This window comes from Hahella sp. CCB-MM4 (genome assembly GCF_002260525.1).
GTDB lineage: Bacteria > Pseudomonadota > Gammaproteobacteria > Pseudomonadales > Oleiphilaceae > Hahella.
Window position 1 is genome coordinate 1 of sequence record NZ_MRYI01000032.1, and the last position, 16,781, is coordinate 16,781.

Consider the following 16,781-nt stretch of genomic DNA (forward strand, 5'->3'; position numbering starts at 1 on the left):
GGTTGTCTGGTCAAAGCAATTGCTTCACGCTTGAACTCTGGACTATATTTTTTGCGTTTGCTCATAAACACTCCTTTGGCACATTGTGCCTCTTTTTAGAAGTGTCCGCAGTCACGGGGTAGAACCCACTTTATTCCTCCACCACTTGTTTAAGGTAACTCTGAAAATTACCTGCGTTACACCATTGTGGCGTCAGAAGTCAGCTCAAAATGCTCATTTATTTACGATAAACTACGCTTTTCCCTCGCACTGGCGCCTCGCCAACGTTTTACAGCGGTTCCTTAGATCAATGCTTGCTACTCAGTTTTAACAAACGAAGATCATACCCTTCGAGACGAATATTCTCGACCTCCTCAGGGAAGCTTTCAGCATAACCAGAGACTCTTCGCTTCACCTTGGCATGTCCTTAACAGGGGCTTTACGTGTAATATGCAGACCCGAATAAAGGCTTACCGCAACCAAAGTTATTTCCATGGCAAAAAGAACCGAAAAAAGCACAGCGAACAAGAAACAGAGAAGTTTCGAACAAACTCTATGGGACACCGCCGACAAGCTCCGCGGCAGCGTGGAATCGTCTGAATACAAGCACGTGGTGTTGTCTCTGATCTTTCTGAAATTCATCAGCGACAAGTTTGAAGAACGCCGGCAGGAACTGATTGCAGAAGGCCACGGCAGCTACGTGGATATGGTTGATTTTTACACCATGAAAAATGTGTTCTATCTGCCGGAAGAATCCCGCTGGGAGTTTATCAGCAAGAACGCCAAGCAGGATGACATTGCCGTCAAGATCGACACAGCCCTGCATACCGTGGAAAAGAACAATAAATCCCTGCGCGGCGCGCTGCCGGATAACTATTTCTCCCGTCTGGGGCTGGATGTCAGCAAGCTGGCTGCCCTGATCGATTCCATCAATAACATCGACACAGTGGAAGACAATGAAACAGACGTGGTCGGGCGCGTTTACGAATACTTCCTGGGCAAATTCGCGGCGACCGAAGGCAAAGGTGGGGGCGAATTCTATACTCCCAAGTGTGTGGTCAAACTGATCGCCGAAATGATCGAACCCTACCATGGCAAAATTTACGATCCATGTTGCGGGTCCGGAGGTATGTTTGTGCAGTCGGTGAAGTTTGTGGAAAACCACCGCGGTAATAAAAAGGACATCTCCATCTACGGCCAGGAGCAGACCAGCACCACCTATAAGCTGGCCAAAATGAACCTGGCGATTCGCGGTATCTCCGCCAACCTGGGAGAAGTACCCGCCGATACGTTCTTTAAAGATCAGCATCCGGATCTGAAAGCCGACTTTATCATGGCCAATCCCCCGTTCAACTTGAAAGAGTGGCGCGGCCCCGATGAGCTGACCAACGACCCGCGCTGGTCCGGCTACGATGTGCCGCCCACCGGTAACGCCAACTTTGGCTGGATTCTGCACATGGTCAGCAAATTATCCGAAAACGGCGTCGCCGGTTTTGTGTTGGCGAATGGCTCCATGAGCACCAACACCAAGGGTGAAGGGGAAATCCGCAAAAAGATGATCGAAAACGATCTGGTGGATTGCATGATCGCCCTACCCGGCCAACTGTTCTACACCACACAGATTCCGGTGTGTCTCTGGTTCCTGACCAAAAACAAAAAGGAACAGCATTTCCACGATGAACGGGAACCCTTCCGCAACCGTCAGGGCGAAACCCTGTTTATCGACGCCCGCAATATGGGCTCCATGATCAGCCGGGTCCATAAAGACCTTACCGAAGAGGATATCGCCGAAATCGCCCGCACTTATCACGCCTGGCGTGGGGAGGCCAAAGATGGCGTTTATGAAGATGTCCCCGGCTTCTGCAAAGCCACTAGGTTGGAAGAGATCAAAGCCAACGACTATGTTTTAACACCGGGCCGCTATGTAGGCGCTGCCGAAGTGGAAGATGATGGCGAAGTATTTGAAGAGAAAATGCGGGAGTTGACTCAAACCCTTTATCGGCAAATGGCGGAATCGGAAAAGTTGGATGCTGTAATTCAACGGAATTTGGAAGGGTTAGGTTATGGGAAGTAAATGGCCTAGAGTTCAAATTGCTGAGGTCTGTGATCTTATTGTTGATTGTGTCAATAAAACAGCGCCAACTGTTGACTATAAAACACCATACAAGATGCTGCGAACCCCAAATGTCAAAGGAGGTAGGGTATCTATTGAAGATTGTAAGTTTGTAACTGCTGAAACCTTTGAAAAATGGACTCGTAGAGCCGAAGTCAAAATAAACGATGTTCTGCTAACCCGTGAAGCGCCTCTTGGCGAAGTAGGTATCGTCAAGGCCAATGAGAAGCTGTTTCTCGGTCAGAGACTAATGCAATACAGGGCCAGTCCCACATTACTCGATCCAGATTTCCTGGTATACACCTTTCTATCTCCCGATTTGCAGCACCAATTTCGCATGCATGAAGGCTCAGGTTCTGTAGTTAGTCACATTCGCGTAGGTGATTGCTTAAAATTCGAACTAAACCTTCCCCCACTAATAGAACAAAAGAATATCGCAGGTATTCTTTCAAGTTTAGACAACAAAATCGAACTAAACTGCCAAATCAACACCACCCTGGAATCCATGGCCCAGGCGTTGTTTAAAAGCTGGTTTGTGGATTTTGATCCGGTCATCGATAACGCCATCGCCGCCGGCCATCCCATCCCCGAGGAACTGCAAGCCAAAGCCCAGCGCCGCGCCGCCCTTGGCGACCAGCGCCAGCCGCTGCCAGCGGAGATTCAGAAACTCTTTCCCAGCAGTTTTGTGTTTAATGAAGAGATGGGGTGGGTGCCGGAGGGGTGGGCACAGGTTACTTTAGGCGACATACTCATACTGCAAAGAGGATATGACTTACCAAAAAACAATCGAACTGATGGTGCGTTTCCATTAATTGCAGCAAGCGGACCGGATGGAACACACGCAGAATACAAAGTGGCTGGCCCCGGCGTGACAACAGGAAGAAGTGGAAAGTTAGGTGAGGTATGCTTAGTTATTGAAAATTTCTGGCCTTTAAATACCACTTTATGGATTAAGGAGTATAAAAAATCATCTCCCTACCACGCTTATTTCTTATTACAGACATTACCTTTAGATCAATATAACTCAGGTTCAGCCGTTCCAACCCTGAATCGTAATCATGTTCACAACATTCCACTCATAGCAGCCCCAACAACTGTAATCACCCACTACGATATGTTTGTCGAAAATATGTTTTTGAAAAAAAAGCAATTGGAAAAACAAAATATTGTAATAGAGGGGCTTCGAGACAACTTACTCCCAAAACTCCTCTCCGGCCAACTTCAAATTCCCGACGCAGAAGCCGCTGTTGAGAACGCCCTGGAGGCGTCATGATCCGCCTTCACTGCACGAAAAAATTGCTCGCCAAGCTACCGCTAAATGAAAGCGGCACACTTCCCAATCAGGAATGTACTGCTACGGAAAGCCCATTAAGCGGTTGGCACGCCAACTTGATTATTCTGCAACGTCGTCAATGCGTGTTGTTCGTGCATGACGCCACCCGCTTTCCGCTGTTTGCGCCAAGCTTGAAGAAAGCGGATTTCGCCAGACTGGACTGGCACTTTACCGATGTTTTCATGAATACCCTACTCAAGGTGAGTGCCAGCGAACAGGCATTAGACAAGGCAGAACGCTTTCTGGCACCGTTAGTGTGCGACAGCGATTGTAACCGTTCCGTGCAAGGCACCATGAACCAGATGACGCAGGATCTGGAAACCCGGCTTTGGTTTAACAGGAGTTCGGTGGCAGATCTGTTACCTTACAGTACCAGCGCCTGGCTGGCGGAACGCCCCTGTACCATCAAGGGAATAAAGGATTGCGTCTGGCCTACTAAAGCGATGTTGTCTTTGTTGGAAAAGGCTGAATAATCCAACCTCGAAATGCTCACACTCGAAATGCTCACACTCGAAATGCCGGCGCCATAGTGCTTTGCTCTCCGCGACTGATGCCAATGGTCGCCGCCACCGATTTCCACTGCCTGACACTAACCAGCACCTCCTCCTTAATCTTTTCGGCTTGCGCTTTCTGTAGCTGAAAAAAGTCGATGACGTCCATAGCCAGATCGTAGTCGAGACGGTTGTCATTATCCGAGATATTGAGATGCAAACCGCTGGCAGGTGTGACCGGGTTGATATCGTAGGCAGGTGACAGCATCCAGCCGCCGTCGTGATAAATAAAGCCATGATTCCGCAAATGATCATCGGTATTGGATACGGCAATATTAAACACAATGCGGCGCCACAGTTGCACCAGATCCTGTTTGGTGTTGGCCCCCTGGTCTGTCAGGAACTGGGCCAGTTCAAGATAGCTGGCTTCATAAGCCCCATCGTAATAACCAAGCTGGGTCAGCGCAGAGGTGAAGTGAAGGCGTCCGGCCTCTGTCCGGTCAAAGCGCCGGGTCAGAAAAGTATGGTGATGGCTGTTGAACTTATCGATCCGACAAGGGGCCATCTGAACTCCGGCCTTTAACGCAAGCTGATAGGTCAGGTATTCCCAAGCGGCGATATCCACATCATCATGCTGGCTGGGAAATTTGGCAATCCATAAGTGATCCTCATCATCCACCACACTGGCTTTTGGACGAGCCCCGCCAAGCGAAGAGCCGGGTGACATGAGCATGTAGAGCCACTTTATATATTCCGGATCATCACTGTTACTGGCTTCCACCTGTTGTGCCGCATATTCCAGTTCTTTGAGTGAGGACATGGGCGGCGCAGCCAGACGTTCATCGTTATCCAGAAATTCGCCATCCAACGCCGTTTTAAAGCGTAACGCGCCCTGTCGATAGAGATCATGGACACCCAACAGGTAATCCACTTCCAACAACACTCGGGATTGACGTTCTTCCTGGCGGGCCAGAATGGCCTCACGTCGCTTCATCAACAACCTTCCCCAGCGGTCGGGGCAGGAATCCAGAAACACCCGAAAATTATTGGCATCGTGGCTGTGTTGCTCACCGGTATAGAGGTGAAGATCCGGATCGATCTGCTGGGCAGTGGGAGATGTCAGCCAGGCAGCATCATAACAGAAGCTGAAATGTTCTTTGGTTCTGGTGCTCGTTGATCTCAAGGTGCCGACCAAGGCAGGCGCATCAAGCCCCTCCCAATCCGCATAGACATAAACTTCCCTGTTCATGATGACCCGCCCATCAATTTAATATCCTGGAGTTTGCGCCCCAGCTCATCGTCACTGGCCACTTTCGCCAGATCTTCCACCAGGCCGAGCACACTGAGTACCGCGACATAGTGCCCTAGGGATACCTTAGCATCCCCTTGCTCGATTTTACGCACGGTTAAGCGACTCAGCCCGGTCCGTTCAGAAACCAGTGACTGGGTGTAATGACGACGCTTTCGGGCGAGTTTAATGTTCTCACCAAGTTGCGTCAGAATCTTCTGGTTTTTGGGGAAAACCACCGCGCTGCGTTTTGAATTGGGCTTTGAATCCATGCTGGTCACTGCAGTTATCATTTTTTACCAATATGGTAAGTGTAGTGATCAAAGAAAAAACATGCAATTATCAAGACTGACACCTACAGTGACCATTTTCCAGCATTTTGGTAAGTACAGGTGCCAGAATAGTTGATACTCACTTTAACGAACAACGCCAAAATCGGCTCCGCATGGATGAATAGTGAGCTGAATTTGCGGAATCGTTGGCATTCTAATGATGAGGAAGTGTTTGGATTTACTGGAAATTTTCGCAATTTGTGCGACAGTAGCAACAATAGGTCGGTAAAAACCATAAAACGGAGATTTTGGCCCGAAAAGGGTCAGGTGGGTAGGACATCTATGAGTTTTAATGAAGCCAAGCTGGAACAGGCCATCATTCAATTACTGAAAGAACAGGGCTATCCCCATTACTCAGGCAGCAGCCTGGTTAGGTCGCCCACCGAGGTTCTGTTAAAAGAGGATCTGCGGGCATTTTTGGCGAAACGTTACGAGCGCGATGCCATCACCCCCGGCGAAATTGCAACGGTTATCCAACAACTGGAAAAACTGCCGGCAGCAGATCTCTACGACAGCAATAAGACCATTCATAAACGCGTCGCCGATGGCTTCCTCCTGAAACGGGAAGACCGCACCAAAAAAGATCTTTATGTCCAATTGATCGACTATGCGGGTTTACCCGAACAACGGATTCCCTCTTCCGGTGAAGTAGAAACCCTCGCCATTGATTACCCACCTACTCCTTACGAAAGCAACATTTACCGGCTCGTCAACCAACTGGAGATTGAAGGTAAGGAGAAACGGATTCCCGATGCCATTCTCTATATCAACGGCCTGCCGCTGGTGGTCTTTGAGTTTAAAAGTGCCATTCGGGAAGAGGCCACTATCTACGACGCCTATACACAGCTCACTACCCGTTATACCCGTGATATTCCCGAGCTGATGAAGTACAACGCTTTATGCGTTATCAGTGATGGTGTGAATACCCGCATGGGTTCGCTGTTTGCCCCTTACGACTTCTACTACACCTGGCGCAAGGTAACGGGTAATGAGTCTATAGAGCAGGATGGTATTAACGCCCTGCATACGATGCTTGAGGGGCTCTTCAATAAAACCCGGCTTCGTGAGGTCATTCGCCACTTTATCCATTTCCCGGATGTCTCCAAAAGCGAGGCGAAATTCGTTTGCCGTTATCCACAGTATTACGCAGCAACAAAGCTCTACGCGAACATACTCAAGCATCGTAAACCGGAAGGCGATGGGAAAGGCGGCACTTATTTTGGCGCAACCGGGTGCGGTAAGAGCTTCACCATGCTGTTCTTAACCCGCCTGCTGATGAAAAGTGTGGCCTTTGAAAGCCCGACCATTGTGCTGATTACCGACCGTATAGATCTGGATGATCAGCTTTCCGCCCAATTCACTAACGCCAAGGAATACATTGGCGATAATACCGTTATCAGTGTGGAAAGCCGCGAGCATCTGCGAGAGCTTCTCAAGGGCCGCAATAGTGGCGGGGTTTTCCTGACCACCATCCATAAGTTTACCGAAGATACTGAGCGGCTTACGGATCGCTCTAATGTGATCTGCATTTCCGATGAGGCACATCGGAGCCAGATTAATCTGGACCAGAAATTGAGGGTCACCGAAAGCGGGGTCAAACGCACTTATGGCTTTGCCAAATATCTGCATGACTCTCTCCCCAACGCCACCTATGTCGGTTTTACCGGTACCCCTGTCGATGCTACTTTGGATGTATTCGGGGAGGTGGTGGACAGCTACACCATGACCGAATCCGTCAAAGATGAGATCACCGTCCGCATTGTGTATGAAGGCCGTGCAGCGAAAGTCATACTGGACAACGATAAACTCAAAGAGATTGAAGAGTACTACGCCCAGTGTGCTGAGGATGGTGCTAACGATTACCAGATTGAGGAAAGCAAAAAAGCCAGCGCCAATATGCGGCTGATTCTGGGAGATCCTGATCGTCTGAAGGCTCTGGCTATCGACTTTGTTCACCATTACGAGAAACGTATTGAGGAAGGCGCCAGCGTAAAAGGCAAGGCACTGTTTGTCAGCAGTAGCCGGGATATTGCCTATCAGTTCTGGAAAGAAGTCACCGCTCTGCGCCCCCAATGGAATGAAGTATTAGCTTGTGACACCGGAGCAAGCCTTTCCGAGCAGGAACGAAAAGAAATCAAACCCATCGAGCGGATCAAGATGATCATGACTCGTGGCAAAGATGATGAAAAAGCCCTCTATGAAATGCTCGGCACCCAGGACTACCGGAAGGAGCTGGACCGACAGTTTAAAAACCCCAAATCCAACTTCAAGATCGCCATCGTCGTGGATATGTGGCTCACCGGATTTGATGTCCCCTTTCTGGACACCATCTATATCGACAAGCCAATTCAACGCCACAACCTGATCCAGACCATCTCACGGGTTAACCGAAAATTTGAGGGTAAAGAAAAAGGCCTGGTGGTCGATTACATCGGCATCAAGAAGCAGATGAATCTGGCGCTGGCCCATTACAACAAAGCCGATCAGCAGAATTTCGAAGAGATTCAACAATCGGTCGTCGTGGTGAAAGATCACCTCGACCTGTTAGGCAAACTCTTCCATAAATTCGATACCCAGCCCTACTTTGATGGCAGCCCGATTGAACAACTTAACTGTTTGAACATGGCGGCTGAGTTTGTTCAGATTACAGATAAAATCGAAAAACGATTTATGGCGTTGGTAAAACGCCTCAAGGCCGCCTACGACATCTGCAGCGGTTCTGAAGCGATCAACCAGAAGGAACGGGACTGGATACACTTTTATCTGGCCGTTCGTTCCATCGTCTTTAAGTTGACCCGAGGGACCGCACCGGACATCACCCAAATGAATGCCCGCGTACGCGAGATGATTGCGGAAGCCCTGAAGGCGGATGGCGTGGAAGAGATCTTCCGATTAGGCGATGAAGAATCCGGCGAGATGGACATCTTTGATGATGACTATTTAGCCAAGATAGAAAAGATCAAACTGCCGAATACTAAAATCAAACTTCTGCAAAAGCTTTTGGAACGGGCCATTGAAGACTTCAGAAGAATCAATAAAACCAAGGGCGTCGACTTTGCCGAGAAGTTCCGCAAGCTGGTTGAGCACTACAACGAGCGCAAGGAAGATGACGTTCTCGTCAGCAATGTACTGGAAGACTTTTCTGACGAAATTATCGACCTGATTCAAGCCCTCAAGAAGGAGAAAGCCTCCTTCGCCGACATGGGCATTGATCTTGAAGAAAAAGCCTTCTACGACATTCTGAAAAAGCTGGCTCATAAATATGATTTCTCCTACCCGGAAGACAAGTTGATAGCGCTGTCATCCGCGGTGAGAGGTGTGGTAGAGGATAAGACCCAATACACCGACTGGAACCAACGTGACGATATCAAGGCCGAGTTGAAGGTGGCTCTGATCCTGGTGCTCGCCAAGTATGGCTATCCCCCGATTGCCCATGATGAGGTGTACAAGGAAATCTTTGAGCAGGCGGAGAACTTTAGAAAGTACCAAAAGAATACCCTCAAAACGTATACCTATAATGGGCATCTGTTCTTTAATACCGACGATCTTGATATCGCCCAAAATGCTTTTGAACAATACAAGGCGTTTGTTTGGTCCTGTGGCCTGGCGTTATCTGATGATGGAACCTTTTTTCGAGGCTCATGGATACGTAAAGGCATCAAGATCATTCAGAAAGCTTACAACTCTGATGAAGCCCAGCAGACCTTGATGAAGGCACAGAAAGCGATTGAATTGGCCAACATCGAGAAAGTGCAATCTGAAGTAAACAGAAACAACTCGGAAGCTGCCGCGGCTTTAATCAACTCACTCAAAGACGTATCACAGGCGGCTGCTTTGATCGGTTCTCTTGTTATTATCAAGCTCACAGTAAACGGTGAATCACAGGTGACGTCTCAAATACTGACAACAGATCAACTGCTGTTGTTGGAAAGGAATCCAGCCTTGTTGAATCAACCCGGACAACTCCTGGAGCAACTTCAGAGACCGGATTAGCAAGTATCATTTTGCAAAGGCTGGCAATCAGCAGTTTATTAAAACAGATCAATTAAAAGGGATGAAAATATGGCAGTCTGGTTAGTTCGAGCAGGTTCACAAGGCGAATACGAGCAAAAATTCCTTCAGGACGGACGCATCTATCTAACCTGGGATGATCTGAATACCGCTCTGGATCAAATTCCTGACAGAGACGTTTTGATTCGCGAGCTAGCATCATTGGATACCGATGCCAAACCTAAAAAGCTCACCAACCATGCCAGCCAGATATGGCCTTTTGTGCACGCAATGCAGTTGGGGGACACTGTCATTTTGCCCTCCAAACTTCAGCCCGTAATTTACGTTGGAAAGATCACCTCTGATTACCATCATCAACCAGATGAAGTTAACCCATTTTTTCATTGGCGAAGCGTTGAATGGCAACCCAATCCAGTACCTAGAACTAACTTCTCGCAGGACTTGCTGTATAGCTTCGGCGCCTTTTTAACGATTTGCCGCATCACACGCAACAATGCAGAAGCACGAATCGCTCTAATGGAGGCAAATGGTTGGACTTCCGAGACCCGAAAACAAGTCATAGCCCAGCCGTCTGAAGCTGACGACGCAAATGACGAGCTGGCCGAATCAAATTTAGAGGATTTGGGACATTCACAGATCATTAAGTTGATTGAGGCAAAATTTAAAGGACATAACCTTACCCGATTGGTTAAAGCCATTTTAGAAGCGCAAGGCTATACCTGCTGGCAAAGCCCAGAAGGTGCCGATGGGGGTGTAGATATCCTTGCCGGAGATGGGCCTATGGGGTTTGGATCACAACGAATTTGCGTTGAGGTAAAGTCAGGCGCAGAACTAACTGACAGACCGACCATCGACAAACTAATGGGCGCCATGACCAAATTCAACGCGACCCAAGGTTTGTTCATTTCCTGGGGAGGCTATCGCCAGAATGTACAGAAAGAACTGGCATCCAGTTTTTTCCTGGTTCGTTTATGGACTCAACAAGACCTTCTGGAGCAATTGTTTCAGTATTACGACAAACTGGATGAAGAAATTAAAGCAGAACTCCCCTTCAAACGTATTTGGACTATTGCGCATGTGGAATAGGAACTAGGAATTGTGCAGAGGAGAGCCACAAGAATATCTCTCAATATTCCCAATCCCCGCCTCCATCTTCTCCCGCGCAGAAGAGTTCGCTGAATGCACTCTAATTTTCGGTGGATTAAAGCCATTGGTGATGACTTGCTCTTCAATCCATAGCACAACGTCGTAGCCAGTCCCGTGCTCATCGTCACCAAGATCATGGTCCAAGCTGATTTCTTCGACTTTGCCTGTCTGCAAAAGCGCAATGGCTTCCTCTGGCCAGTACACTCGGGTCCAGCCTTCGGGTGTTTCTCTTTCATCGTCGAGATAGACTTTCATGAGTAACCTCAATTCACCTCAAAAAACACCCTGGCCAGCAGCTCTCCCTGCTCCGTCACCACTTCTGCGCGCCACTTGCCGAGCATATAGGGACTGATTTTTTTAATGGATGTTGCCCGCATCGGGGTGAGGAACGGTTTGATCTCCACACGGGCGACTCGCTGATCGTTCTTGTACCAGTCGTGGTAGACGGTGGTGTCGATAAGATCTCTGAGCACGGTGAATAGGTGAACTTTGACAAGATCCCTACCATCCAGGTTGATAGAAGAGTCAATGAGGTCAACGGGTTCGTAGTTTTCCACATTCCAGGCCAGTTGAATGCGGCCGATGTGTTCTGAAAAGACTTCGGTCTTTAGGCCGGTGCTTTCTGCTTCCGCGAGGGTCACGATTTCTGCTTTCGTAATGGTCACGGTTTCTGGGGCAGGCTGAATTTCTACTTGCACCTCTTCCGTTGAGGCATTTTCATCTTCAACAACGGTTTCCTCTACATTCTCGATTGGAGCTTGTATTTCAGTTGTCTCAAGGACACCTTCGTTGGCGTTAGCCTCTAGAGAGGACTCTCTATCGAGCGTGAACGACGTTTCGACTATCGGCAATGGCTCAGAGGCTTCTGTCGAGGCCATAGCATCTGCAAGCTCTATTTCATCAGAAGAAACGTCCATGGAAGGCGGGGTTTCAGTTTCCTGAGGTGCCGCCAAGTCTATAAGGGTTCCAGTATCGTCTTCTGCAACGGTTGTTGGTTCTTCAGCTAATTCTGGAGAAGGGGGAGCAACAGGCCTATCAGTCTCCACGCTTTTGATAACCGGCAGAGGCTTATCTTGCTGGCTTCCGGTGGAAGGAGCTTGAACTTCCCCCATAAAATTCGGCTGGGAAACAGGGGCTATTTTAGCTTCACGATCCAAATATTTAGCGACCAATAGACCGACCAACACAACGCCCAATAATGCGATGGCACCAATGATAATGATGCGATCCCAATGAATGGCTGTTTCCGGTTTAGTGAAGCTCTCTGATTGTGAACTAAGTGATTGTTGATTATTGATATTCCGAGACCCTGTAGATTGGTGTTGCGCAGGCATAGCGTTCCTTGAAATTGACCTGTAAATCGAAGATATAGTCTTTTATCAGTCTATAACAACATCGAACCAAACTTGTACAGCTTTGGTAATGCACAGTCTAGCCATAAACCTCAGAATTGATAGATCATTTGACGCTTAATTTGCCCCATGCTCCCACCCTCCTCGGATGCAAAAGTGGCAAGAAGCAGAAGCGCTTCACATGAAGGTTCTGACTTCTCACCCGTGCTCTAGGTAAATCAAGAGCCCACTAACCTAAGTGCTTTTTAAAAAACTCCAGGGTTCGAGACCAAGCCAGTTCCGCTGCAGCTTTATCATAGCGACCTGTTGAGTCGTTATGGAATCCATGGTTCACACCGGGATAGATATAAGCCTGATAATCCACTTTTTTCTCTTTCAGTAACGCTTCATAGCTTGGCCAGGTGGCATTGACCCTATTGTCCAGTTCCGCAAACTGCAACAATAGAGGCCCCTTGACGTTCCCGATCACGGACTCCTGCGCTGGCGTTCCATAAAATGGTACGGCGGCATTCAGTATCTCCGGCAATGTAGCTGCCAGCATATTAGTGATATACCCGCCAAAGCAAAACCCGACAACCCCGAGCTTGCCGTTACTCCCTGGGTGGGACTTCAGGAATTTGGCAGCCGCCATAAAGTCCTGCTCGATCTTGCCTCTATCGAGGGACTTTTGCATTTCTCTCCCCTGATCATCGTTACCGGGATATCCCCCCAGGGTATACAAGGCATCAGGTGCAAAAGCGATATACCCCACTTTGGCAAGGCGACGGGCCACGTCTTCAATATAGGGGTTCAATCCACGGTTTTCATGAACCACCAGCACTGCAGGTCCCTTCCCGGAAAGAGCTTTAGGTTTGACAAAATAGCCCCGACCTTTACCGTAACCCTTTGGTGAGTCAAATTCCTCATAAGTCGCCAGAATATCCGGGTCGTTAAAGGAGACCTGTTCAGCCAGTGCATAATCTGGCGTGAGGGCACTGGTGATCACACTCAAACTCAGCCCCGCCACTGACAATGTACCCAGCCGCGCCAGAAACGTTCGGCGGTCAATATCGCCGTGGGCGTATTCGTCATACCAATCAAAAGCAATTTGTGGAATGTTTACAGGTTGCTGATCATTCATGGTATTTTTCCTTTCAACAGGAACAAACTTTCCAGTATAAGTTGTATATTATTCAACCGAATTCGTCCACACGAAGAAGAAATCCGGCGGGCATTTCCTTAAATTGGCACCAATAGATGACAAGGCAGCCCATTCCAGCTGATGAACAATTTCCTTATAATTCTGATCTTTGATTTCAGGCAAAGTTCGCCATATCTATGAACCGGGGATTTTCGATTGACTTCCAATAGCAATGTGACAGCCATTCTATTAAGCTATTTGCGACCGGATAACATTCAAAGAATTTTTGATCCACCAGCTCATCGGGTGACTTAGAGCATTCTTTTTTCTCAAGACCCACCCACCTTATCCGTTAAACCAAATTTCAGGCACAACTACCCCTTACCCCATTGCTGCGGGCCGGGGCCGCCCGGTGAAGCTATGTGGCTCTCAAGCGCTGAACAATCCCAGCAAAAAGTTCCTGATGAGGATACGCATCACTTAGCAGGAAGCGTATGCGACGTGTGTTGCGGATAATCACCGCCCCGATTTTGAGTAACCGGAGTCGAAGGGTGTTGATGGAAGCCTTGGCCCACTCTGTACCACGGAGGTACTTTCTCAGAGCCTCGAGAGCAGATAGCCATAGGTCGAGAGCAGCATGCGCCATTGATTGGTCCGCCACTTCGGACTAGAGGTGCGGGTACCGAACAGGTCCAGTTGAGTATCCTTGATCCGATTCTCCATGTCGCCACGAGCACAATACAGATTCCGGTAGAGGACTCGTTTATCTTCCCACAAACTGCTGACCACAAAGCGCGGATTGGGGCCTTTGTCAGTAACTTCCAGCTTGGCCAGAATGGCACGGGCTTTCGACCAACTCTTGGCCCCATACAATACGCGAATAAAGTAAAACTACTTCGAGCTATTCAACAATAAATTCGCGTTCATCTGCCAGTTCATTGTTGATAAACAGCTGAACTCGGTAGACCCCTTTAGGGTCTCCAGGGTTGAGCCACATTTCAAACCTGGATGCACCGTTTCCATGCGCAATGTTCGAGGTGTAACTGAAAGAATCCGCCTGTTCCTGAATCTCTTCAACTTCCCCCTGAACTAACTTTGACTTGCCGGGCACCAGCACTTTCGCGTGATAACTAAACTGAGGCGAGGAAAGTGGTTTTATCAAATATCCAAAAGTCTGAGGAATTCTTCCGGTTACATAGGGAATTGTATCAACCTGTCTGACAACGGTGTTTCCTTTGGTATCCCATTCCAAAACTCCAAACTCCATTTCAAAGTTCTTTGGTTCATACTTCTCATAGTACTTTTCATAGTTCACACAGCCCGTCATTGAAAACACGCTCAACACGAAAGCTAAAAATATAACAACATCCGAACGGAAAAAACGATTTTTCTTCATGATTCTCCTTAAAATGAAACAGAGTTATTCCTTTATGTGATAACTGAGGTTTACAAATTCATCATGGCCACACAAAAACGCCCGTCGAACACAACGGGCAATACAATGGTAATAGCGGGTATCGGTGAGTGATATGAGTTCCTTTCTCGCCCGGGTCATCCTTAACCTCAATACTGGATATTTAAACAGTCACAAGATTACGAAGTGAGAAAGGCTCCGTCAACTGGTTTGTGGGAGTCCTTTTTTCTTTTTCTGCTTCCCTCTCATTATGGATGTCCTATTTCCCGTCCGCTACAATGAATGTCCTCTTTCTGCGGTTCTCTTTCTGCGGTTTGTAGGTGTCCACTTTCTGCTCTCTATTTCCCCTTTCTCTTTAGAATTCTATTCGATAACCTAATATGCCTAATCGACATTTAGCAAACAACATGTGAACAATGACGACTTCTACCCGACAAATCCGAGCCTTTTATAACGATAAAACCATTCGTGTATACCAAGCTTACAATGACGCCATTGCCGATTCAGCGTTAAAACATGGCACCTTTGTTTCACCACCGTTCAAGATGAATCGCATGACCTGGATTAAACCTTCGTTTCTCTGGATGATGTATCGATCAGGCTGGGGCAAAAAAGACAGTGGCCAGAAGCGGATTCTAGCCATCGACATTACAAGGGAAGGTTTTGAATGGACGCTGGAACACAGCCTGCTTAGCCATGAAGCTAACAATTATAAAGACAAAGAGGAATGGCTAAAGGTCAAAGAAGCAACTCCCGTTCGTATTCAGTGGGACCCCGAGCGGAATATGCATATGAAGCCTTTAGAACACCGCACAATTCAAATCGGCTTAACTAATGAAGCCGTACCACTTTATGTTAACGAGTGGATTCAGAACATTACTGATGTTACCGAGCTAGCTCATAAGACCTATGAACTAGTTATTCAAGAAAATATAGAAGCAGCTAAAAAGCTACTTCCTGTTGAGTTTCCTTACGATATAAATAGAAAACTAATGAAATCTCTGGGAATGTCAGGAGTCTATTGAGACACGGCCATTTCGAGCAATAAGGGGTATCTAATACCATTTTTTAACTCTTCTAAAACGTAGAGCATTTCAACTCTACTTCCCGGTATAAATAATTCCTTATCTTCCTCATTATTAAAATAAATACTTTCTGACTTAGAAGACCAGTCATCATCACAAACAAACTTAAACTCATTTACTTCGCCAGCTTCCATTCCTGCGACGTATAGCTCTTCTATAGTGCCGGAAACTTTCTTTGTTGGTATTACACTTTTCTCAATATTTTCCCACCATTCATCAGTACCATACAATCCATTTCGTCCACTAAGCCCCATACTTGGCTTCGATTTATCTAAAGTTAAAGCATGTACGTCCCTCATTTTCTGGGGATTGGCTTCTAACTCTTTCTTTAGCTCATAAACCAGCTTCATCGGTTCTAAAAAACCACTTTCATCCAAAAACATATCAACAGCTCATTAATTCAATACTTCATATTTAATTATATTGTTATTAAAAATATCTAATGCATCTCCACGTCCCAGCCCTGTATTCACGACTCCATTTCCACTATTTATATAAGAAATGTCTTGGCCTTCCAACTTAATCTGAGACATTTCAGATGTCCAACCTGAACCAGCATGGGGCAATTCAGGGTAGTATTGCAAAGTGCCTTTGTTTCCATATCCACCAATAGAAAGCAGTTTATCTGCAGTACCTGGTTCAACCGCATATCTAACAAGTGTTCCATTATAACCTCGTGAGTATGCTTCAAGTGGAGACATGAAAGTCTCTCCTGTCGCAGGAACCTTTCCTGTAATCAGGAAGTTATCATAATCACGACTACTCATCGTGCGATACAATATTTCATTACCCAGACGATCATAATCTTGAACTATACTATATGGATTTGTCGAACGGCTATAGGGAACACCAATTGCAGCTTGATCATCTAAAGAGCGATAGTAATCTTTCAGTTTTTGATATTGGATGACATCTTCAGCGCCGCTGCTAACTCTGGTTGGGCTGTCAGAAACGACTGAAACCTGCCTAGCTGTCCCCCCATAAGATACCTCCACCCGAGGCCCAGGCATCACCATCGTCAAAGGATCTCCTACCCCAAGAACCGCTGCTGAACCAAAGGCTATTGATTCAAGGTAGGCCAGGTTGCTTTCATAGGGATCTGCTGACAGATTGCCTT

Annotated in this window: 14 protein-coding genes and 2 pseudogenes; 6 read left to right on the plus strand and 10 right to left on the minus strand. The window is 47.4% G+C overall.

Annotation, left to right across the window (positions count from 1 at the left end; translation table 11 throughout):
• The first annotated feature begins 472 nt into the window (after nt 1-472).
• From BTA51_RS28340 to BTA51_RS28350, 3 genes are read left to right on the plus strand one after another with little or no spacing between them, the layout of a single operon-like run.
• On the plus strand, nt 473-2,053 hold the full coding sequence (locus BTA51_RS28340) for a class I SAM-dependent DNA methyltransferase (RefSeq protein WP_094712460.1): 1,581 nt from the start codon (nt 473-475) through the stop codon (nt 2,051-2,053).
• Entirely contained in the window at nt 2,043-3,365 is a 1,323-nt protein-coding gene (locus BTA51_RS28345) for a restriction endonuclease subunit S (RefSeq protein ID WP_094712461.1), read from the plus strand. Before BTA51_RS28340 ends, BTA51_RS28345 begins: the two co-directional genes overlap by 11 nt.
• Entirely contained in the window at nt 3,362-3,898 is a 537-nt protein-coding gene (locus tag BTA51_RS28350; RefSeq protein ID WP_094712462.1) for a hypothetical protein, read from the plus strand. The genes BTA51_RS28345 and BTA51_RS28350 overlap by 4 nt, the downstream gene beginning before the upstream one ends.
• A gap of 31 nt (nt 3,899-3,929) precedes the next feature.
• Here BTA51_RS28350 and BTA51_RS28355 read toward each other — a convergent pair whose 3' ends face one another.
• Nucleotides 3,930-5,165: a type II toxin-antitoxin system HipA family toxin gene (locus BTA51_RS28355; RefSeq protein WP_094712463.1), complete on the minus strand. Its 1,236-nt coding sequence runs from the start codon at nt 5,163-5,165 to the stop codon at nt 3,930-3,932.
• Nucleotides 5,162-5,476 (minus strand): helix-turn-helix domain-containing protein, encoded by a 315-nt coding sequence (locus BTA51_RS28360; protein ID WP_168188327.1) that lies wholly within the window; start codon nt 5,474-5,476, stop codon nt 5,162-5,164. Before BTA51_RS28360 ends, BTA51_RS28355 begins: the two co-directional genes overlap by 4 nt.
• Before the next feature lie 342 nt (nt 5,477-5,818).
• Here BTA51_RS28360 and BTA51_RS28365 point away from each other — a divergent pair, with 342 nt between their 5' ends.
• Nucleotides 5,819-9,529, plus strand: coding sequence for a type I restriction endonuclease subunit R (locus BTA51_RS28365; protein ID WP_210404944.1), 3,711 nt, complete (start codon nt 5,819-5,821; stop codon nt 9,527-9,529).
• Between the two features lie 69 nt (nt 9,530-9,598).
• Nucleotides 9,599-10,633, plus strand: coding sequence for a restriction endonuclease (locus tag BTA51_RS28370; protein ID WP_094712465.1), 1,035 nt, complete (start codon nt 9,599-9,601; stop codon nt 10,631-10,633).
• A 3-nt stretch (nt 10,634-10,636) separates the two neighbouring features.
• On the opposite strand, the gene BTA51_RS28375 is transcribed toward BTA51_RS28370, so the two are convergent.
• From BTA51_RS28375 to BTA51_RS30725, 6 genes and pseudogenes are all read right to left on the minus strand, one after another.
• Nucleotides 10,637-10,948 carry a cyclic-phosphate processing receiver domain-containing protein gene (locus BTA51_RS28375; protein ID WP_094712466.1) on the minus strand — a complete coding sequence of 104 codons (312 nt, stop codon included), beginning with the start codon at nt 10,946-10,948 and terminating at the stop codon, nt 10,637-10,639.
• A gap of 8 nt (nt 10,949-10,956) precedes the next feature.
• Entirely contained in the window at nt 10,957-12,027 is a 1,071-nt protein-coding gene (locus BTA51_RS28380) for a DUF2914 domain-containing protein (protein ID WP_094712467.1), read from the minus strand.
• Nucleotides 12,028-12,274: 247 nt separating this feature from the next.
• Nucleotides 12,275-13,165, minus strand: coding sequence for a dienelactone hydrolase family protein (locus BTA51_RS28385; protein ID WP_094712468.1), 891 nt, complete (start codon nt 13,163-13,165; stop codon nt 12,275-12,277).
• A 418-nt stretch (nt 13,166-13,583) separates the two neighbouring features.
• A pseudogene (locus BTA51_RS30720) lies at nt 13,584-14,044 on the minus strand (transposase); the annotation flags it as partial.
• A gap of 22 nt (nt 14,045-14,066) precedes the next feature.
• Nucleotides 14,067-14,561 carry a hypothetical protein gene (locus tag BTA51_RS28400; RefSeq protein WP_094712471.1) on the minus strand — a complete coding sequence of 165 codons (495 nt, stop codon included), beginning with the start codon at nt 14,559-14,561 and terminating at the stop codon, nt 14,067-14,069.
• Between the two features lie 39 nt (nt 14,562-14,600).
• Nucleotides 14,601-14,720 (minus strand): annotated as a pseudogene (locus tag BTA51_RS30725) (alpha-amylase family glycosyl hydrolase); the annotation flags it as partial.
• Nucleotides 14,721-14,995: 275 nt separating this feature from the next.
• Between BTA51_RS30725 and BTA51_RS28410 the strand changes: the two are divergent.
• The gene (locus BTA51_RS28410; RefSeq protein ID WP_094712472.1) at nt 14,996-15,604 is read left to right on the plus strand and encodes a DUF4291 domain-containing protein; all 609 of its coding nucleotides are present in this window, start codon (nt 14,996-14,998) and stop codon (nt 15,602-15,604) included.
• On the opposite strand, the gene BTA51_RS28415 is transcribed toward BTA51_RS28410, so the two are convergent.
• Both BTA51_RS28415 and BTA51_RS30330 read right to left on the minus strand, forming a co-directional pair.
• On the minus strand, nt 15,598-16,047 hold the full coding sequence (locus BTA51_RS28415) for a hypothetical protein (protein WP_094712473.1): 450 nt from the start codon (nt 16,045-16,047) through the stop codon (nt 15,598-15,600). The genes BTA51_RS28410 and BTA51_RS28415 overlap by 7 nt on opposite strands.
• A 12-nt stretch (nt 16,048-16,059) precedes the next feature.
• On the minus strand, nt 16,060-16,781 hold a 722-nt coding region (locus BTA51_RS30330), incomplete at its 5' end, for a hypothetical protein (protein WP_094712474.1).